Annotated in this window: 20 protein-coding genes; 10 read left to right on the top strand and 10 right to left on the bottom strand. The window is 62.8% G+C overall.

What is annotated here, in order from left to right; genetic code table 11:
* Positions 1–125: 125 nt before the first annotated feature.
* Positions 126–1,376 carry an Nramp family divalent metal transporter gene (locus QRN42_RS11730; RefSeq protein WP_284979328.1) on the bottom strand — a complete coding sequence of 417 codons (1,251 nt, stop codon included), beginning with the start codon at positions 1,374–1,376 and terminating at the stop codon, positions 126–128.
* Between the two features lie 340 nt (positions 1,377–1,716).
* Here QRN42_RS11730 and QRN42_RS11735 point away from each other — a divergent pair, with 340 nt between their 5' ends.
* Together QRN42_RS11735 and QRN42_RS11740 are read left to right on the top strand one after the other, a co-directional pair.
* Positions 1,717–3,486, top strand: a complete 1,770-nt coding sequence (locus QRN42_RS11735) for a pectate lyase-like domain-containing protein (RefSeq protein WP_284979329.1) — start codon at positions 1,717–1,719, stop codon at positions 3,484–3,486.
* Between the two features lie 144 nt (positions 3,487–3,630).
* The gene (locus tag QRN42_RS11740) at positions 3,631–4,440 is read left to right on the top strand and encodes a glycoside hydrolase family 25 domain-containing protein (RefSeq protein WP_284979330.1); all 810 of its coding nucleotides are present in this window, start codon (positions 3,631–3,633) and stop codon (positions 4,438–4,440) included.
* Between the two features lie 12 nt (positions 4,441–4,452).
* Here the strand turns inward: QRN42_RS11740 and QRN42_RS11745 are convergent, their stop codons facing one another.
* Together QRN42_RS11745 and QRN42_RS11750 are read right to left on the bottom strand one after the other, a co-directional pair.
* Positions 4,453–4,842, bottom strand: coding sequence for a VOC family protein (locus QRN42_RS11745; RefSeq protein ID WP_284979331.1), 390 nt, complete (start codon positions 4,840–4,842; stop codon positions 4,453–4,455).
* A gap of 48 nt (positions 4,843–4,890) precedes the next feature.
* Positions 4,891–5,382 (bottom strand): MarR family winged helix-turn-helix transcriptional regulator, encoded by a 492-nt coding sequence (locus QRN42_RS11750; RefSeq protein WP_284979332.1) that lies wholly within the window; start codon positions 5,380–5,382, stop codon positions 4,891–4,893.
* Positions 5,383–5,487: 105 nt separating this feature from the next.
* Here QRN42_RS11750 and idi point away from each other — a divergent pair, with 105 nt between their 5' ends.
* Genes idi through QRN42_RS11780 form a run of 6 tightly spaced genes read left to right on the top strand, consistent with a single transcriptional unit; the run spans position 5,488 to position 11,266 of the window.
* On the top strand, positions 5,488–6,036 hold the full coding sequence (idi, locus tag QRN42_RS11755) for an isopentenyl-diphosphate Delta-isomerase (protein ID WP_284979333.1): 549 nt from the start codon (positions 5,488–5,490) through the stop codon (positions 6,034–6,036).
* Positions 6,033–7,133, top strand: coding sequence for a polyprenyl synthetase family protein (locus QRN42_RS11760; RefSeq protein WP_284979335.1), 1,101 nt, complete (start codon positions 6,033–6,035; stop codon positions 7,131–7,133). The genes idi and QRN42_RS11760 overlap by 4 nt, the downstream gene beginning before the upstream one ends.
* Positions 7,130–8,035, top strand: a complete 906-nt coding sequence (locus tag QRN42_RS11765) for a phytoene/squalene synthase family protein (protein ID WP_284979336.1) — start codon at positions 7,130–7,132, stop codon at positions 8,033–8,035. Before QRN42_RS11760 ends, QRN42_RS11765 begins: the two co-directional genes overlap by 4 nt.
* Complete coding sequence (crtI, locus tag QRN42_RS11770) at positions 8,032–9,684, top strand: phytoene desaturase family protein (RefSeq protein WP_284979337.1); 1,653 nt, start codon at positions 8,032–8,034, stop codon at positions 9,682–9,684. Before QRN42_RS11765 ends, crtI begins: the two co-directional genes overlap by 4 nt.
* Entirely contained in the window at positions 9,684–10,070 is a 387-nt protein-coding gene (locus tag QRN42_RS11775) for a lycopene cyclase domain-containing protein (protein ID WP_284979338.1), read from the top strand. Before crtI ends, QRN42_RS11775 begins: the two co-directional genes overlap by 1 nt.
* Positions 10,067–11,266, top strand: a complete 1,200-nt coding sequence (locus QRN42_RS11780) for a prenyltransferase (protein ID WP_284979339.1) — start codon at positions 10,067–10,069, stop codon at positions 11,264–11,266. Before QRN42_RS11775 ends, QRN42_RS11780 begins: the two co-directional genes overlap by 4 nt.
* Here the strand turns inward: QRN42_RS11780 and QRN42_RS11785 are convergent.
* Both QRN42_RS11785 and QRN42_RS11790 read right to left on the bottom strand, forming a co-directional pair.
* The gene (locus tag QRN42_RS11785) at positions 11,261–11,773 is read right to left on the bottom strand and encodes a MarR family winged helix-turn-helix transcriptional regulator (RefSeq protein WP_284975881.1); all 513 of its coding nucleotides are present in this window, start codon (positions 11,771–11,773) and stop codon (positions 11,261–11,263) included. The two genes, QRN42_RS11780 and QRN42_RS11785, sit on opposite strands and share 6 nt — an antisense overlap.
* A 152-nt stretch (positions 11,774–11,925) precedes the next feature.
* On the bottom strand, positions 11,926–12,393 hold the full coding sequence (locus tag QRN42_RS11790; protein ID WP_284979340.1) for a DUF4383 domain-containing protein: 468 nt from the start codon (positions 12,391–12,393) through the stop codon (positions 11,926–11,928).
* 216 nt (positions 12,394–12,609) lie between these two features.
* On the opposite strand from QRN42_RS11790, the gene QRN42_RS11795 reads away from it, so the two are divergent.
* Complete coding sequence (locus tag QRN42_RS11795; protein ID WP_284979341.1) at positions 12,610–12,999, top strand: hypothetical protein; 390 nt, start codon at positions 12,610–12,612, stop codon at positions 12,997–12,999.
* Positions 13,000–13,078: 79 nt separating this feature from the next.
* Here QRN42_RS11795 and QRN42_RS11800 read toward each other — a convergent pair whose 3' ends face one another.
* The 5 genes from QRN42_RS11800 to QRN42_RS11820 are packed head-to-tail and all read right to left on the bottom strand — an operon-like array spanning position 13,079 to position 17,495.
* A complete protein-coding gene (locus tag QRN42_RS11800) occupies positions 13,079–13,459 on the bottom strand; it encodes a RidA family protein (protein ID WP_284979342.1) in 381 nt (126 codons plus the stop codon).
* A gap of 52 nt (positions 13,460–13,511) precedes the next feature.
* Positions 13,512–14,276 carry an amino acid ABC transporter ATP-binding protein gene (locus tag QRN42_RS11805; RefSeq protein ID WP_284979343.1) on the bottom strand — a complete coding sequence of 255 codons (765 nt, stop codon included), beginning with the start codon at positions 14,274–14,276 and terminating at the stop codon, positions 13,512–13,514.
* Complete coding sequence (locus QRN42_RS11810) at positions 14,276–15,229, bottom strand: amino acid ABC transporter permease (RefSeq protein ID WP_284979344.1); 954 nt, start codon at positions 15,227–15,229, stop codon at positions 14,276–14,278. Before QRN42_RS11810 ends, QRN42_RS11805 begins: the two co-directional genes overlap by 1 nt.
* Before the next feature lie 29 nt (positions 15,230–15,258).
* Positions 15,259–16,197 (bottom strand): ABC transporter substrate-binding protein, encoded by a 939-nt coding sequence (locus tag QRN42_RS11815; RefSeq protein ID WP_284979345.1) that lies wholly within the window; start codon positions 16,195–16,197, stop codon positions 15,259–15,261.
* Positions 16,197–17,495, bottom strand: coding sequence for an alpha-hydroxy acid oxidase (locus tag QRN42_RS11820; RefSeq protein WP_284979346.1), 1,299 nt, complete (start codon positions 17,493–17,495; stop codon positions 16,197–16,199). The genes QRN42_RS11815 and QRN42_RS11820 overlap by 1 nt, the downstream gene beginning before the upstream one ends.
* 149 nt (positions 17,496–17,644) lie before the next feature.
* Here QRN42_RS11820 and QRN42_RS11825 point away from each other — a divergent pair, with 149 nt between their 5' ends.
* Positions 17,645–19,303, top strand: a complete 1,659-nt coding sequence (locus QRN42_RS11825; protein WP_284979347.1) for a PucR family transcriptional regulator — start codon at positions 17,645–17,647, stop codon at positions 19,301–19,303.
* Positions 19,304–19,319: the final 16 nt, after the last annotated feature.

Genomic DNA, 19,319 nt, shown 5'->3' on the forward strand with positions numbered 1-19,319 from the left:
CCCCAACTGGGGGTGCCAAGCTATAAGCGGCCCTCAAGCGTGGGCCCTGTCACAAATCCTACCGAGAAAGAGTCCCTTTGGTGTCCAAGGTGCCCACATGACGGGCGCCGAGGTGCACCCTACCCCTAGGCCAGGGCACCGAATGTCAGGGCGATGAGCACGACGTTGAGGCCCACGATCAGGACCGCGCTGGTCCACGCGGCGAATTTGACCGGCATCGAGTCGGCGTGGATTCCCATGACATCGCGACTGCCCGTGAGCCGGATCAGCGGAATCAGGGCGAAGGGAATGCCGAAACTGAGCAGCACTTGGCTAAGTATCAGGGCCAGGGTCGGTTCTATCCCCGCGCCAAGGATGATCAGGGCTGGAACCAACGTCACCGTCCGGCGCACCATGAGCGGTACGCGCACCCGCAGCAGGCCGCCCATGATGGTTGAACCCGCGTAGCAACCTACCGACGTCGAGGCCAGGCCCGATGCCAGCAGTCCTACCGCAAAGATGACGCCGACGGCGGGTCCCAAGGCCGCGGTTACCGCGGCATGGGCGCCGGCGATCGTGTCGGTTCCTTCGACGCCGCGAAGGCTGGACGCCGCCAGCAGGAGCATCGAAATGTTGACGATCCCTGCCAGGAGCAAAGCGCTGACCACGTCCACCCGTGTGGTCCGAATCAACTGGGTCCTCACCATCGGGTCCTCAGAAAAGCCGTGGCGGTCCCGGACCAATGCCGAATGCAGGTAGATTGCGTGCGGCATGACAGTGGCGCCGAGCATGCTCGCGGCGATCAGGACGGTGTCCGCGCCCTCAAAACGGGGCAGCAGGCCGCTGAGGGCGCTGCCGGCATCGGGCGGGTTAACGAACAACCCGGAGATGAATCCGACGGCGATGATGCCCAGGAGAACCAGGATGGCGTACTCAAAGGAGCGCTGGCCCCGGCGGGATTGGAGGGCGAGCAACAGCATGGACGCCACACCGATGATCACGCCGCCCCCAAGGAGGGGAAGCCCGAACAGCAGGTTCAGTGCCACTGCGCCGCCAATTACTTCCGCGACGTCCGTCGCCCCGGCGACGATCTCAGCCTGCGCCCAGTACAGTCGCCGCATCTTGGTGCCGAGCCGTTGACCAAGAATCTCCGGCAGGCTCATCCCGGTAGCCAGCCCCAGCTTTGCCGATTGGTACTGCACCAGGACGGCCATGGCGTTGGCAACAACCAGAACCCACATCAACAGGTAGCCATACTTGGCCCCTGCCGTCAGGTTCGCCGCCACATTGCCCGGATCCACGTACGCAATCGCAGCCACGAAGGCCGGGCCAAGCATGTAGAGCTTGGACCAGGCTTTGCCGGGCTTGGTGCCGAGGCGGAGCGTTGGGGCAGCCATTCCTTGTCCTCATCGTCGGGGGTCCTCATCGTCGGGGAATCCTCATTAAAGAGTAACTGGGAGTTAGGCATACCGAAAAGTCCATTGCAGGGATGCCGATACTAAAGCGTATGGAAAAACACCTCTCCAGTTCGAGCCCGTTTCGTAACCGGACTGTTACGTTAATCACGTTCAACCCCCGAAGGTCAGAGGTGCTGTCCCGTGAGCCAGAACGGCTCCCCTGCACTCACACCCTGCCGGTCTCCACGGAAGCAGGTCACTGTTGTCCTTGTCATCATTAACACGGTCCGTTCCCACCAAGTTACGGCGGCGTCGTACGTCATTAGCCGCCACAGTGTTGGTGGCTGCACTCGGAGTCTTCGCTTCAGCACCTGGTGCTGTTGCCGGGCCGACGCCCCAGCCCCCAGAGCTCGGCCCAAACGTCATTGTCTTCACGCCAGACATGCCCCAAGCCACGATCCAGGCCAAGGTGGACGAGATCGCCAAGCAGCAGGTCGATAGCGAAATGGGCACAGGCCGCTATGCGCTGCTCTTCGCACCGGGAACCTACGGTTCAGTCGCCCACCCGCTGGTGTTCCAGGTGGGCTACTACACCGAGGTCGCGGGCCTCGGCGCATCCCCGGACGACGTCACCATCAATGGTCATGTTGACGTCTACAACAGGTGCACCAACGGTACGAGCAACTGCATCGCCTTGGACAACTTCTGGCGCTCAGTCTCGAACCTGCACATCAACGCCGTCGGAGGCAGCGGTTGCCACAGTTCGGCTGAGTTCTGGGCAGTTTCCCAGGCTGCACCGATGCGCCGGGTGCACGTGACGGGCCAGCAGTTGTCCTTCATGGACTATTGCAGCGGCCCGTCCTACGCAAGCGGAGGATTCCTCGCAGATTCCAAGACGGACTCGGCGATTGTGAACGGCAGTCAGCAGCAGTTCTACACTCGCGACAGCAGCATCAAGAGTTGGTCAAACGGCGTATGGAACCAAGTCTTCTCCGGAGTCCAGGGCGCCCCGGCCCAATCCTTCCCGAAGCTTCCGTACACCACGCTCGCCACAACTCCTGCGGCGCGCGAGAAGCCGTACCTGGTGCAGGGAGACAACGGCCTCTCGGTGGTCGAACCTTCCGTCAAGACCGACTCTTCCGGTGCCGACTGGACGGCGGGCGGCTCCTCCGGCCGCAGCATCACCCTTTCGGACTTCTTCGTCGCCAAGCCCGGTGACTCCATCAGCCGGATCAACGCCGCTCTCGCCGGCGGCAAGAACCTGCTCCTGACGCCGGGCGTCTACTCCATCGACACGTCGATCCGCATCAAGCGGGCAGGCACGGTGGTCCTCGGCCTCGGCCTTGCGACCCTGACGGCGGAGAACGGTTCCACGCCCCTCGTCATCGACGACGTCCCCGGAGTGGATGTGGCCGGTGTCACGGTCGACGCCGGTCCGGTTAACTCGCCGGTACTGGTCCAGGTGGGTACCAAGCATCAGCGCGGGGCGGGCGGTTCGAGCGCCGAGGATCCCATCTCCTTGCAGGACGTGTTCCTCCGCGTCGGCGGTCCGCACGCTGGGAAGGCGACGGTAGGGGTGCAGGTCGATAGCGATCACGTGCTGTTGGATGACCTGTGGCTCTGGCGTGCCGACCACGGTGTCGGCGGTGTTGGTTGGACCGAAAACACTTCCGACACCGGCCTCGTTGTGAACGGTGACGATGTCACTGCCACCGGCCTCTTCGTGGAACACTTCCAAAAGGACAACGTGATCTGGAACGGAGAGCGGGGCAAGACGGTTTTCTTCCAAAACGAGCTGCCGTATGACGCTCCCAACCAGGCCGCGTGGCAGCACGATGGCACGCTCGGATACGCCGCGTACAAGGTGGCGGACACCGTCACAACGCACGAACTGTGGGGCGGCGGCAGCTACATTTTCACGAACGTCGATCCGAGCCTGCATGCAAGCCACTCGTTCGAAGTGCCGCTGACCGCGGGCGTGAAACTGCACGATCTGAGCACGGTGTCCCTCAACGGCGCCGGCACGATCGATCACGTCGTCAACGACACCGGTGGCGCTGTCACGCCCACGCACCAGGGGCCGGAAACGGTCGCGAACTACGGCGGCTGACCGCCACCACAGAATGCGGGTGCCCTCCCAGCCCTTCTCTGGGAGGGCGCCCGCCCGTTTTGGATCAGCAAGATACCTTGACCTCTACACCAGGCGGCGCTCATGCTGGGTTCCTGATTGCTTTGCGCTGAAATGGGGTCGACCATGAACATCACCCGCGCGACGTCAATTCTGATCCGACATCGCTATCCATTGGCCGCCTTTGCGGCATTGCTGTTGATGGTCGTCGGCCTTCCTGCGGAAGCCGCAACAGCACCTGCCCCTGGAAATGACGTCTCGTGGCCGCAGTGTGGCAAAGCCCTGCCCAAGGGTCAGAGCTTTGGAATTGTTGGCGTCAACAACGGCACCGCCAATACGACCAATCCCTGCCTCGCAACCGAGCTGTCCTGGGCCGGTTCCTCCACAGGCGCTACCGGGCAGCCCAAGGTCGCGCTTTACGTGAACACTGCCAACCCGGGGTCGGCAGGCTCCTGGTGGCCCACAAGCAATACTTACGGCGGAACGACTGTGGCCAACCCCTATGGGCAATGCACGAGCGGGTCCTTTGGAGCGGCCTGTTCCTACATGTACGGGTATGCCAAGGCCTACGATGATGCAAACATCCGAGGGGTGAGCAGTCCCGCCTCCTTCATCTGGTGGCTCGACGTCGAAACCGGAAATAGCTGGTCCGCCGACAAGGCTGCCAACCGCGCGGACCTTGAAGGGATGGCGGCCTATTTCTCGAGCATCGGCGCAACGACCGGAATCTACTCCACGAGCAGCCAGTGGTCCCAGATAGCGGGCTCTACGCCGACCTCGAGCCCCCTGTACACAGCCAGGAGCTGGCTCGCCGGAGCAAGTTCACTGACATCGGCGAAGCGTATGTGTTCAGCCGCGCCGCTCACGGGAGGGGGCAAAGTCACCCTCACCCAGTACGTCTCCAGCGGCCTCGACTATGACTACTCGTGCATCTGAGGCGCTAGCGCCCTAGGCGTTACCTGCGTCCGGCTCCGCAGCCAGTTGACTCACCAGGCCAACGGTGTTGCCCTCGCTATCCCGGATAAAGGCCATCCATTCATCAGTTCCGGCACGCCCCAGCACCCCGTCCACGTGGCTGAAGATCAAGCGCGGAGGGTCCACTACGTCCACTCCCCTGGACCTGAGCTGCTCCACCAACTGCCTTACGTCCGGAACTTCGAGGTAGAGGAGTGACCGCGTTGCACCCCTCTCCAAGAGGAGCCGCACGCCCTCCAGGTCAAAAAACAGCAGGCCGGGCGGGTCGAAGACCGCCGCAGGCCGGACTCCCAGCAACTCCGAATAGAACGCTGCAGCCCGCCCGAGGTCCTCGGCGTGCTGGGATACCTGGATCAACCGCATGATGTTTTGCCTTTCCGGTCCCCTCCATCATGTGTACTCCCAAATCGCTCACGTTTCACCCCCACCCGGTTCTGATTCGCTGGCTTCAACCTCGCTCGCCATGTCGTCAAGGAAGCGCATCACCGTCTGCCTCTCGGCAGGAGTGAGCCGGGCTGCCACCCTGCACCGCCGGGCCTGTTGCGAACTGACTGTCCGTAGCGCCGCTTGGTGGGTCTCAGGTGTGATGGCGATGGCCAGGGCCCGGCGGTCCGAGGGGTGGGCTTGCCGCGTGATGTGGCCAGCACGCTGGAGCCTGTCCAGCAGCTTGGTGGTTGACGCGGTGGAGATATGCAGGTGCGCAGCGATCGCCCCGGGGGTGGCCACGAGCCCCTGGTTGCCACATTCAATCAAGTAATTCAGGGCCCGCATGTCGGATTTGTTAAGCCTCATGTACCGCAGCAAAGCGTCCGCCAGCCGCTGTTCGGCTGCCTGGAGTCGACCGAGCGCGGAGATGAGGTCACCTGAGGACACCGGCAGGGCGATCTCCTCAGGTGTAGGCATAAAAAGCATGTTACACCTAGCTGCTTACATGGTAATCTTTCTTCTAGCCTGTCTAGCTATATCCATGAGCGGGCGCCCGTTCGGCAGAACCGAGGAAGGCTCAGAGTGAACGCGACAGAGATGGTTGTCCTCCTTGATGATCAAGGAGCGCCGATCGGAGAAAGCCCTAAAGCCTCAGTCCACACACGGCAAACCCCGCTTCACCTCGCCTTCTCCTGCTATTTGCTGAACGAGTCGGGGGAAATCCTGCTGACCCGCCGCTCTCCGGAGAAAAGGACATGGCCGGGCGTGTGGACCAACAGTTTCTGCGGCCACCCCGCGCCCGGCGAGGAGTCGGAGGAGGCCCTGATGCGCCGGGCACAGTTCGAACTCGGGGTGGACGCCACGAGGATCCAGCTCGTCCTGCCGCACTTCCGATACCGAGCGGTTGACCCCACAGGAATCGTCGAGAACGAAATCTGCCCTGTCTACGTGGCGCACGTGGCAGGAAGCATCGCACCGAACCCCGCTGAGGTCGCCGACTGGGCGTGGGTGACTCCGGCCCTGCTAGAGGACGCTCTCGAGCACACCTCCCGCGCTTTCAGTCCATGGCTGAGCATGCAGTTCCCCCTGCTGCTCGAAGCCGGGGCCTTCCAACCCGGGCCCCCGGCATGACCATCACCTCCGGCGCGCTCCGCACCCGCACGGAGCTCTGCACCGCCGTCGAAAGTGAACTCACCACGCAAATCGACAGGAAAGCAGGCGCCGCCGCGGCCTATGGCCCGGACTTTGCCCGGCTGTGGACCCTCGCCGGCAAGAATGTCCTTGGGGGTAAGTTCGTCCGGCCCCTGCTGTTGATGGAAACTTACGACGCACTCCAACAGGGAGCCGCGCAGCCCGGGTTCGTGGCCCGACGCGAAACCGCCATCACCATTGCGGGGGCGATTGAACTCCTTCACTATGCGTTCTTGCTGCATGATGACGTGATCGACGGCGATTTGGTCCGCCGCGGTCACCCGAACTTGATCGGTTCCCTCCTGGAGGAAGCCGGTGAACTGCCACGTCCCGACGGCGCGCTGCATTGGGCTCAAACCGGCGGAATCCTGATGGGCGACCTGCTGCTCTCCGGAACGCACCAAACCTTCGCGCGGGCAGAACTCCCGCATGAGCTCCGGTTGCGGCTCCTTGACCTCTTGGAGCACACCATCGACGAGACGGTGGCCGGTGAACAACTGGACGTGGGACTGGGCGATGGCATAGTGGCACCTGAGCTTGGGACCATCCTGATGATGTGCGGCTACAAAACCGCCACCTACACGTTCGAATTGCCGTTACGTGCCGCCGCCGCCCTGGCAGGCGCCAGCGCCGCCGTCGAGAATTCGCTGGCACGTGCCGGGAGGCACTTGGGCCTCGCCTTCCAACTCCAGGACGACCTTCTGTCCACTTTCGGGGACCCGGGGCAGCACGGGAAGGATCCTTTCTCGGACCTTCGGGAAGGAAAGCAGACAGCCATCATCGCGCACGCCCGGATGACCAACGCCTGGCAGGACATCGAACCCTTCTTTGGCCGCCCCGAGCTGCACGCCACGGAGGCGGAGCACGTACGGAGGAAGCTGGCGGATTGCGGAGCGCAACAGTTCGTCCAGGCGCTCATCGATGAACAGATGATGGCCTTCACGCACCTGCTCACCAGCTTTGCCTCGCCCATCCCCCCTGCTGCGCGCAATGTCCTCCTGGAGCTCGCCGCACAGTTGGAAGGACGGCAGTCATGAGCGTGGCCACCAACAGTTCGTTCACGCAGTTCACCCGCACCGCTGAACGCGCCGCGAACCAGGTGATCTCGGAGTATTCCACCTCGTTTGGTTTGGCCTGCAAGTTGCTGGGGCCACGCCACCGCCAGCACGTCCGCAACATCTACGCCTTGGTGCGGGTCGCGGATGAATTGGTGGACGGCGTCACCGCTGAAGCCGGCCTGGACTACCAAGAGCAATGCGACGCCCTGGCCCATTTTATCGATGAGACCCACCGCGCAGTGAAGATCGGCTACAGCAGTGACCTCATCATCCACGCGTTCGCCCAGACTGCGCGCGCAGCCGGCATCGACCGTTCCCTCATCGACCCCTTCTTCGACTCCATGCGCACCGACCTCGGCGAGCGCGACCCCGTCCCGGCTACCTCCCTGCGTTTCGATGCCGATGCGCACCGCGGCTACGTGCACGGTTCCGCCGAGGTGGTGGGGTTGATGTGCCTCCGGGTCTTCATGCGGGGCCAGGACATCGACGACGACGTGTCGGCCGCGCTGCGGCACGGTGCGAGCCAGCTGGGCGCAGCCTTCCAAAACATCAATTTCCTCCGCGATTTGGCGGACGACACCGCCCGGCTGGGACGGAGCTACCTTGGCACCGCTGACCACCTTGAGGACAAGGACCGCGTGAAGTGGGTGGGTACCATTCGTGCGCAACTCGCCGATGCCGCCGTCGTTATTCCGCTCTTGCCCCATGATGCCCGGGCCGCCGTTCGGAGCGCGCTTGCCCTGTTCTCGGCGCTGACAGACAGGATTGAGCAGACCAGCGTTGACGAGCTGTACCGCTCGCGGGTCCGGGTTCCGGATGCCGTCAAAGCAGGGCTCACCGCACGCGCAATTGCCTCGACGTGGATGGAGCTGCACCGATGACCCGGACCGTAGTGATCGGTGGTGGCATCGCTGGGCTTGCCACCGCCGCCCTCCTCGCCCACGAAGGACACGAGGTACAGCTCCTTGAGCAGCGCGATCACGTTGGTGGCCGTGCCGGCAGCTTGGAGCGGGATGGTTTTCGCTGGGACACCGGCCCGTCCTGGTACCTGATGCCCGGAGTGTTCGACCATTTTTTCGAGCTCCTCGGCACCAGCACCGCTGAGCAGTTGGATCTGCGCACGCTCGATCCCGCTTATCGGGTCTTCAGCGAGCCGCTCGACGACGGCGCCAGGCCGGACCCGTTGACCGTTCCCTTGGGGAGCGCACGGGTTTTGGAGACGTTTGAAAGGGTTGAGCCCGGCAGCGCCAAGGTGCTGGGCCGGTATCTTGCGTCCGCGCGGCACACGACCGACATGGCTGAGCGCTTCTTCCTCTACAACCCGTTCACCAAGCTTCGGGAACTGCTGCATCCTGAGGTGGTACGCAACCTGCCCAAGCTCGCACAGCTTCTCGCCACACCCTTGGACAGATTTGTCGCGGAGCGTTTCCGGCATCCCGTCCTGCGGCAGGTCCTCGGGTACCCCGCGGTGTTCCTGGGCACCAGCCCGTCGGCCGCGCCCGCGATGTACCACCTGATGAGTGCGCTGGACTTGGGTGATGGTGTCCAGTATCCAATGGGTGGATTCTGGGCGCTCGTGGGACGACTCGAAGCGCTGGCAGTAGAGGCGGGCGTCAGGATCCATACAGGCGCGGAAGCACTCAAGATCACCACCCGCGAGGCAACCAGGACCAAGAAGCTTGGCCGGCTTGATGGCCTGAAGCTACCGGCCGGCCTTCCTGCTAGGGACAGCCGGGAAGTTACCGGGGTGAATTGGCGCGACCACAACGGAGCCGAGCATTACAGCGTTGCCGACCTCGTGGTCTCCGGAGCGGACCTGCACCACACCGAAACCCAATTGCTGGGGGTGCAGGATCGGAGCTACAACAGTTCATGGTGGGAACGGCGCACCAGCGGCCCCGGCGCCGTCTTGGTCATGTTGGGCGTCAAGGGGAACCTTCCTGAACTGCCGCATCACTCCTTGTTTTTCACCCGCGATTGGGAAGCCAACTTTGCCTCGATCTTCGGCGCGCACACCCGCATTCCCGATCCCGCGTCCATCTATGTCTGCAAACCGAGCGCGACGGACCCCGGAGTTGCCCCGGCAGGCCACGAGAACCTCTTCGTCCTGGTCCCCATACCAGCGGACCCTGCCCTCGGTTCCGGTGGTCCCGATGGAACGGGTGATGCATTGATAGAGCAGACCGCCGACGCCGCCATCGACCAGATTGCCGCTTGGGCCAGCATCCCGGACCTCCGCGAGCGCATCGTAACCCGGCACACCGTGGGCCCCGCAGACTTCGCCCGGGACTTCAATTCCTGGCACGGCGGCATGCTGGGCCCTGCCCATACGTTGCGGCAAAGCGCCATGTTCAGGGCGCAGAATGCCTCCAGACGGGTGCGCGGCCTTTACTACGCGGGCGCCACAACGGCGCCCGGCGTAGGGGTGCCGATGTGCCTCATCAGCGCGGAACTGGTCCTGAAACGCATACGCGGGGATCACAGCGCAGGCCCTACCACTGCACGGCGCATAGCTAGCAGGATCAGTTGATGGGATCCCTCTACCTCGTCTCTTTACTACTGGGCATCATGTGCATGCTGCTGCTGGATCATCGCTTCCGCCTGTTTTTCTGGCACAGTCCGAAAGCAGCGGCGGTGGTGACCACCGCCGGGGTCCTGTTCCTGCTCGCTTGGGACGCTTCCGGAATCGGGTTGGGCATCTTCCTGCGTGGGGAAGGCACCGTGGCCACGGGTCTTCTGCTCGCACCGGAGCTGCCCATCGAAGAACCGGTGTTCCTGCTCTTCCTGGTGCTGTGCAGCATGGTTATTTACACCGGCACCCGGAAGCTGCTGGACCGGGCGCCCACCCGCAGTGCTGACAGTTCCGGATCCCGATCACGGGTCAAGGACAATGCCGAAGCCAGGGAGAACGCATGACGTACCTCCGGCTCGCACTGGCCTTCATCTCGGCGGCCATCATTGCCGGCGTGATCTTTGCCCGCCTGGGCAGAGCCAAGGGCGAAGGGCGGCAGCACTGGCGAGCTGTTGGCCTCGCGTTCGCGGCCTTGGCGGTGCTGACGGCCGTGTTCGATTCGGCCATGATCGCGATGGGATTGTTCCACTACGACGCCTCGCACATTCTCGGCGTCAAGGTGGGCCTCGCGCCGATCGAGGACTTCTCGTACCCGTTGGCGGGCGTCGTGGCGCTCCCCGGGCTGTGGATGTGGCTGACGCGCGAACGGGACAGGGAACACCGGCAAAGCCGCAAATATCTCCTCTCCCAAGCACTGCTGGCGTCCCGGCCGGTCAGCTGGATCAACACCGCCTATCCCTTCGCCGCTGCGATGCTACTGACCACTCGCGAGGTCACCTGGGTGCTGGTCCTGGGCACTTTCTACTTCCTCATCCCGTACAACCTGGCGATGTACGGGATCAATGACGTCTTTGACTATGAATCGGACCTCAAGAATCCGCGCAAGGGCGGCATTGAGGGGGCTCTTCTGCCACCGCGGTTGCACCGACCCATGCTCTGGCTCGCCGCCGCCACCAATGTTCCGTTCCTCGTGGTGCTGGCCCTTGCGGGAGGTCCCGCCGCCTGGATGAGCCTGGCCGTCAGTGCGTTCGCCGTTGTGGCGTACTCGGTGGCCGGACTCCGCTTCAAGGAACGCCCGGTCTTGGACTCGCTGACGTCCAGTACGCACTTTGTCAGTCCCGCCGTCGTCGGCCTGGCGTTGGCCGGCGCGGTGGTCACTCCCGGGCTCCTCGCCCTGCTGGTTGGGTTCTTCCTGTGGGGCATGGCTGCGCACGCTTTCGGCGCGGTTCAAGACATCGAACCCGACCGGCAGGCCGGGATAGGTTCCATCGCAACCGTGATCGGCGCCCGCCGGACAGTGAGGCTCGCCGTCGTGCTTTGGCTTATCGCCGGACTCGCCATGCTGGCGACACCATGGCCTGGACCCCTCGGGGCGATCATCGCCGTCCCCTACATCGTCAATTGCGCGCCTTGGTGGAACGTCACGGATACGACGGCGGGAGGAACCAATGCGGCGTGGCGCCGGTTCATCTGGCTCAACTACGGTTCAGGATTCCTGGTGACGCTGATTTTCATCCTGCAGTGGAGCCAAGCCTCATGACGGGGTAGGTTCCTCATCGATGGTGTCCAATGCCTCGCGCATGTGCTGCAGGAAATCCACCACCACACGGGACTCATCCGGGCTCAACGCACAGGCGGCGTCCAACATGCGCCGGTGCATCCCCCCAAGGGTGTGCCGCACTTCCTGGTCCGAGTCCGGCGTGGCCCGCAGGATCAGCGCACGGCGGTCAGTGGGGTGGGGTTCGCGCCGAACATGGCCGGATTCCACCAAACGGTCTATCAAAGTGGTCATGGAGGCGGACGTTATGCCAAGCCGGTCGCCCAGATCCTTCGGCTTCATGACTTTGCCGGCGGCTTCGGCTTCGAAGAGGTACCGCAGGGCCAAGAGGTCCTTCTCGCCCATTCCCATGGACGATCGGGTCCTTCGGCGCATTGCTTGCTCGGAGACGCGGTAATCCCTGAGGGCATTGAGGACGTCAACGGCAATGGCTCTTTGCCCTGGATCCTTACCGTACCAATAGCCCTTAGCGTGACCGTCCGAGTCCATCCGTGGTTCCTTCGATAAGCGTAAAGCTTGTTTCACTAGCAAAACGATACTAAGTCACGCCGCTGTGAATGCAGGGCTCGAACGCGGGTAAAGGAAAGTGAAGTGGCAGGCGCTAGGCACGCGCCCGGGGTTACCGGGCGCGTGCCTGCGGCTCAACGGGCGGTAGTGGTCCCCGTCCGGTCAGCGGTAGTGCGGCGGCTAAGGATGAGCCCGAGGGCCAGCATTCCCACACCCAGCAGGAAGTGCAACCAATTGTCCGCAGAGTTCACGGGAACAAAGTTGGCGGCGGAATCATGATTGATCAACAGGCCGTAGATCCACAGAACCAAGTAGATGACCCCGCCTCCCACAAGGAAGTTCCGGGACTGTCCGGGTGTACCTGCCATCATCAGTCCAGCAATGCCGAAGAGGAGGTGCACGATGTTGTGCAGAATGGACACTTGGAAGATTCCCAGAAGCATCGCCCCCGAATCATGTCCGGCAAAGGACATGGATCCGAAATCGGCGGTGATGCCGGGAATGAAGCCCAAGACACCGACGAGCAGGAATACGGCACCCACGATTTGGGCTGCACGTTGGATGGTGGTGCGGCTTCGAACGGGGCTATTAGTGGATGTCATGGTTCTCCTCAGTGGGCAACGGCTCGAAATCCTGAAAGGCCGGGACCGGAATAATAGTCTCGACTCCTCAGAAAATATCATAAGGATACTTATGATTGATAGGCCTGATTCCGAGTTGTAACCCCGGCGTCATCATTGACATGACGTAAGTCACATTCTGTATGCTGGTTTCAAGTCACGCAGTCGGCTTTCTTCGCACTATTTCGGGAGGTCCAGATGACCCCCAGCATCCCTAAAGCGGACATCCTCCTGGCCCATGGAGTCACTCCGTCCGCAGCCACTGTTGCTCGACGCAGAGCAGCAGGCCACCAAAAACCGGCCCACAAACCGGATGCTTTACTGGGCGCCATTGCCGTCCGGGAGCTATTTCATCGCTGGCCCCTGGTTCCGTCGCGCGAACTTGAACGTATACGCCACGTCCTGATTCATTGCGACCAGCTGGGCTCGCCGGACACCCATCACTTGTCCGAGCCGGCCCAAGCGCTCCTGCAACTTATCAACGACGAACTGGACCGCCGTCGTCAGCCGGACGTAAGCTGCCCGCCTGACCAAGCGGAGCCGGCCGATTCAGCGCAGCGGGCCGATTCAGCGCAGCCGGCAGCCTGAACGCGGTAGGCAGCGCATGAAAAAGCCCCGCCCGATGCGTTGTTCGCATCAGGCGGGGCCGGAACTTTCCCGCGTGGGCCTACGGGATGGCCGCCACGACGTCGATCTCCACCAGGAAGTCGCCAAGGAAAGAACCAACGGTGGTGCGCGCCGGATAGGGAGCGACGACGTACTTTTCATAGATGGCGTTGAAGCCGTCGAAGTCGCGCCCCGGATGGTGCAAATGCACTGTTGCTTTCACTACGTGGGAAAAGTCGAGACCATGGGCCCGGAGAACCTCCCCGAGGTTCTTCATGGCTTGGATGGTTTGCTCTTCGATGGTGATGCCCACGCGCTCGTCCGTGATGGGATCGTGCGGAGTCTGCCCGGCGGTGTAAAGGAAACCATTGGCCACGATGGCTTGTGAATAGGGGCCTGCGGGGCCGGGCGCGAGGTCGGTGATGACTTGCTGACGGGACATTCGGTGCCTTTCGGGTTTTAGTACTGGGTTCTAGTAGTTCTACGGGTAGTTTTCAGAGGACTTTGGAGAGGAAAGCCTTGGTGCGTTCCTGCTGCGGGTTGTCCAGGACTTCCTCCGGCGGACCGCTTTCCACCACCACTCCGCCATCCATGAAAATCACCTGATCAGCCACTTGCCGGGCGAATCCAAGTTCGTGCGTGACCACCACCATGGTCATTCCGGCCTCGGCCAGCGCCTTCATGACGTCAAGCACTTCCCCCACCAATTCCGGGTCCAAGGCAGAAGTGGGCTCATCAAAGAGCATCAGCTGGGGTTTCATGGCCAGTGCCCGGGCAATAGCGATGCGCTGCTGCTGCCCGCCGGAGAGCTCCTGCGGGTAGGAGCTCCCGCGGTCGCCCAGCCCAACACGGTCCAGCAAGGCCTGCGCCTCCACTACCACCTCTTTGCGCGGGCGGCCCAGCACATGGACCGGAGCCTCAATGATGTTCTCCAGGACCGTCATATGCGGGAAGAGGTTGAAGCGTTGGAATACCATGCCCGCGTTCAGCCGCGAGCGCGCCGTCTGGCGTTCCTTCATCTCGTACAGCTTGCCGTTGCGTTCGGCGTAGCCGACCAGGTGTTCATTGACGTACAGGCGTCCGGCGGCGACTTTTTCAAGGTGGTTGATGCAGCGGAGGAAGGTGGTTTTGCCTGAGCCGGACGGGCCAATCAGGCACGTCACCGAACCCTTTTCCACCCTCAGGTCGATGCCTTTCAGGATTTCGATAACGCCGAAGTTCTTCCGGACTCCCCGGGCTTCCACCATGGCGGTAGTCATTATGCTGTCCTTGTCTTTGACTTGCGGCTGCGTCGCGGCGCCGAGTCGAAGCCACGGCCGTACCGACGTTCAAGTTTGTTTTGGAAGAAGCTCAGGACGGTTGTCATGAGCAGGTACCAGAGGCTGGCAACGATGAGCAGCGGAATGGTTTGGTAGTTGTTTGCGTAGATGATCTGCGCCGAGTACAGCAAGTCCGAGATCGCCAGGACACTCACCAGTGAGGTTCCCTTCAACATCGAGATGACTTGGTTCCCGGTGGGCGGCAAGACAACCCGCATGGCTTGGGGCAGGATCACCCGGTTCATGAGCTTGCCTCCGCTCATTCCGAGGGCGCGGGCGGCGTCGTACTGTCCCTTGTCCACGGAACCGATGCCACCACGGATGATTTCAGCCATGTAGGCAGCTTCGTTCAGGCTCAGCCCCAGGAGGGCGGCCCCCAAGGGAGTGATCAAGACGTTCGCGGATCCCAGGATCATGGACGGGCCGCCGAAGGGGAGACCGAAGGCGATCACGGGGTAGAGCGCGGCGATGTTGTACCAAAAAATCAGCTGGACCAGCAGCGGTGTGCCGCGGAAGAACCAGATGTAGCCGCGGCTGATGGTGCTCAGGATCGGGTTGGCTGAGAGCCTCATGATGGCCAGCACCGTACCGAGGGCAATGCCCACGCTCATGGACACCACCGTCAGCACGATTGTCAGTCCGGCGCCGGCAAGGATTTGTGGCGCGAACAGATAGGACAGGACAACGTCCCAGTGATAGCGCTGGTTGACGGCTACATCCCAGGCTGCGCTGAGAGCCACCATAATGAGCACTACCGCAAGAACCAGGCGGACCGGGTGCTTCAGGGGCACCACGGGGATGGAATCCTCGGCGACCGCGTCGGCCGAGGCGCGGCCGGTAAGAGTCTGGGTCTCAAATGCTTTGGCATCAGGGACAGGAGTTTGGTTTTGCATGGTCGTCCCCCTTTTAGTGGTCGCGTGCATTACTGGGCGAAGTTGACGCGGGCATCGGTGATGGCGCTCTTCTCAAGGCCGTATTTTGTAAGAACCTTGGTGTAAGCGTCGCTCTTGATCACCGCGGACAATGCAGCGGAGACGGATTTCAGCAAGCCGGACTCCTTGGGCACACCAACGCTCACCGGTGCGAACTCGTACGTTGCGGCAACCTCGATCTGCTGGTTCTGGGTAGCCGCGAAGTTGAGGATGGGTGAATCGGCCAGCACGGTGTCCAGTCGGCCACTGGTCAGGGCGGAGATGGCTTGGCGTGTGTCCTGGAATTCGTTGCGCTGGATGGTTTCCTTGCCGGCCGCGGTGCATTCCTTGTCGTAATCGGGCACGTTCACGGTCAGCTGGTAGGAGCCGGTCAGGAGGCCAACTTTCTTGCCGCACAGCGCGTGCTCGTCCTTGATGCCGGCCGGGTTGCCCTTGGGAACGGCAATCGCATTGCCGATCTGCATGTAATCAACAAAGTCCAGGACCTCCATGCGCTTGGTGGTGGGGGTCATAGAGGACACAGTCATGTCATAACGGTTTGCTGCCAGACCGGGAATGATGGAGTCGAAGTTGGTCACCTGGATGTCCACTTTGACACCCAAGGCCTCACCGATGAGGCGTGCCACGTCCGGGTTGGTTCCTGTCATTTCTTGCGTGCCTTCGCGGTAGAACTGCGTGGGCGGCTCATTGGTGGGGATTGCTACCCGCAGCACCTTGGAAGACTTGATCGACGCCGGGAGAAGATCGGCGGCGGCCTGGTTCACGGCCAACGTTGGCACGCTGGTGTCCGAGGCGGAGCCTGCGGAGGGGTTCGACGCCGATGCGCTGCCGGCCGGGCTGCACGCCGTCGCGGACAAAAGCAGGGCCGCGGAGGCAACGACTGCCGGCAACGCGAACCGCGCCCGCCGGGCTACTGGGGGAATGTTCATCAGGGGGTCCTCATTTCTGCAAGGCCCAAGTGGGCCTCAGGGATTACGTGGGTTTCAGTTCGGTTGAAGGCGTCATTGCGGTGCCGGATCAAATCCCGGCCTTCAGAGCGAAGTTCCTCGATGGTGGTCACTCCGAGGAGCATCATGGTGCGTGTGATTTCGGCATGGAACATTTTCAGGACGTGCGCAACACCGGCCTGCCCGGCCGCGGCAAGGCCATAGAGATATGGCCGGCCAATGGAGCACGCATCCGCGCCCAAAGCCAACGCCTTCACCACGTCGGAGCCCCGGCGGATGCCGCCGTCGACAATGATCTCGAGCTGCCCCGCGGTCCGGTGGGCAATGTCCTGGAGGACATCCAGCGGTGCTGCCATGTGGTCCAGCTGGCGTCCGCCGTGGTTGCTGACCTGGATGGCGTCGATCCCCAAGGAGGCAGCCAGCGCGGCGTCGTTCGGGTTAACCACGCCCTTGAGGACGATCGGACCGTTCCAGCGCTCACGCAGGTCCCGGATGTCATCCCAGTCAGTGGGTTCATACGAGCCGGCAAGCAGCGTCCGCCACATATCCGGCGAGCTGGCGAGCGGACCTACCGGCACCTCTGCGTCCAGGTTCGGGAAGGCGATGGCATCGTTTGCGATGAACCCGAGGGCCCAAGAGGGGTGCAGGATTCCTTCAACAACAGTCTTGGGCTTGATGGACGGCGGCGCGGTGAATCCATTGCGGTAATCGCGCTCACGGTGCCCGATTGCCCGGCAATCCACGTTCACCATCAGTGCCTCGTAGCCGGCTTTGGACACTCGGTCCAGTACGGCCTGCAGCAGCCCCTTGTCCGAGGTGGGTTCCAGGTTGAACCACCTGCGAAGCCCCGGAGCCGCTGCGCTGACGTCCTCCATGGTGGTGGTGCTCAGGTGGGCCAAGCCATACGGAACCCCCGCGGCGAGCGAAGCCCGGGCGACGGCGGACTCGCCATCGGGGTGGAACAGCCGGGTGCCGCCTGTGGGCGAGAGAGTCACCGGCATGGCCGAGGGGCCGCCGAGGATGGTGGTGCTGAGGTCGAGGTTGTCCACGGAGCCCCACTTGGGCAGGAAGGACCAGTCGTTGTAGGAGGAGCGGTTGCGGCGGAGTGAAACCTCGTCCTCGCCGCCGCCTTCGATGTATTCGAAGATGCTCTTAGGCAGCCGCTTGACGGCGAGCTTTCGCACGTCTTCCACGCTGTAGCAGCTCCTGGACAAGCGCTCCTCGACCGAGCGGGCTGGGCCCTGCACCGAGGCAAGCGCCTTGATGTCTTTGAGTTTCATAGTGAGTCCTTTGGGTTCCGGTGTGTTCCGGTTTGTTTCGGCTGGAGGTACGTCATCCAGCGCCTTTCCCAATGGTGACCCAGATCTCTCCACGTCTATATGTGAATAGCTCTACAACATCCGCCAGTGGCTTGTGATAACTTCCATAGATGGAGCCAGAATCACCGTCAGAGGCCATGCCGCGGCCCGCCGAACCCGGGATGCAGCAATCCGTGGTGAGGCTCTCCGATTGCATCCAACTCATGCAGGCAGACCTCGTGCACGCCAATCCGACGCCGGAGAACCTCGGACACCCGGTCTCCGATGTCCTGATGTACGACCCCCTGGACACCTGGTCCAGCGTCGATGACCGGATCATCCTCGCCGTCGGATGCAGTTACGGATCCCCGGATTTCGATCAACTCCTCCACAGGGCCGCAAACAGCAACGCCGCTGCCGTGGTGGTCAAAGCCCACGGCGCACTGATGGAGCAACTGCGCGCTGCCGCCGTCCGTCACAGCCTGGCGGTCCTGGTGGCACCCGATGCCGCCGACTGGACGCGATTGGTGGCCCTCGCACGGGCCTCGGTGATGGGTGCTGCTGCTGATTCCGTCTCTGGAGTCCGGCTTGGGGACCTCTACGCCTTCGCCAACGCCGCGGCCTCCATCACCAACGGCGCCGCGAGCATCGTGGACCCGCTCGGCCGCATTCTTGGCTACTCAACGCTGCCCGGGCAGCCGATTGACGAACTTCGCAGAATCACCACCCTCACGTTGCAGGAAACCACCCAGCCTGCTTTCGACAACGACTTCAAGGCCGTTTACGCCGCGCCCGGGGCGGTGGTGGTGCCAGCGCCCGACGACGGAATGGCGCGGCTCGCGCTGGCTGTCCGGGCCGGAGGTGAGTTGTTGGGCTCGATTTGGATCATCGACCCGGGAGAAGAGCGGCGCGAGGCTTCACTGGTAGCGCTGGACAGGATGGCACCCTTGGCCGGGCTGCACATGCTCCACGCCCGTTCTGCGTCCGACTTCGGGGAAAGGCGCAACGCCGACCTCATCCGAACGCTCATGGATGATGCACCCCACGCTTCCTTTGCAGCGGCGCAGCTGGGTTTGGATGCGGCCAACGGGCTGGCGGTTGCTGCCTTCTCCATCGCCCGCCCGGAAACCGGGAGCCTGGAGTCCGTGCGGGACCTGCACCGCCTGCTGCACCTGGTCACCACGGTGTGCAACGTGCAATTCAGCACCAGCCACAGCGCACTCCTCGGCTCGGTGGTTTACGCGCTCTTGCCAAGCCAGGGCAGCTCCCCCAGGGCTGTCCACGCCAGGATCATCCAGGAAATCGAAGCGTATTCGCACACCATCAGCTCATTTCCGCTGATCGCATCCGTAGGCGGGATCGCCGCGAGGGTAGAAGACCTCCCCCGTTCCAGGTCAGAGGCGGTGCACACCATGAACCACCTGCTCAGCCAGCGGTCCCGGGGCATTGCCAGCCCGAGGGTTGCCTTGTTCGAGGACTTCCAAATTCCCTTGAACCTCCTGAAAATCGGGAAGTTCATCGAAGACAACGGGCTTGCCGGCGCGGACGAAATCGCTCGGATCCAAGCCCGGGATGCAGAGCAGCAGACTGATTACCTGGACACCTTAAGGGCGTACCTGGCCACCAACGGCAACATCTCGGCCATGGCCGCGCAACTCCATGTCCACAACAACACGGTCCGCTACCGCGTGGGTCGCTTGGCTGAGGACTTCAACATCGACCTCGCCGATCCGCAAAAACGGCTGTGGCTGTGGCTGCGCCTCACCACCACGGACCTCGCCGCGCAATGAGACTGCTACCCGGACG

This window comes from Arthrobacter sp. fls2-241-R2A-200 (assembly GCF_030209745.1).
Taxonomy (GTDB): Bacteria; Actinomycetota; Actinomycetes; order Actinomycetales; family Micrococcaceae; genus Arthrobacter.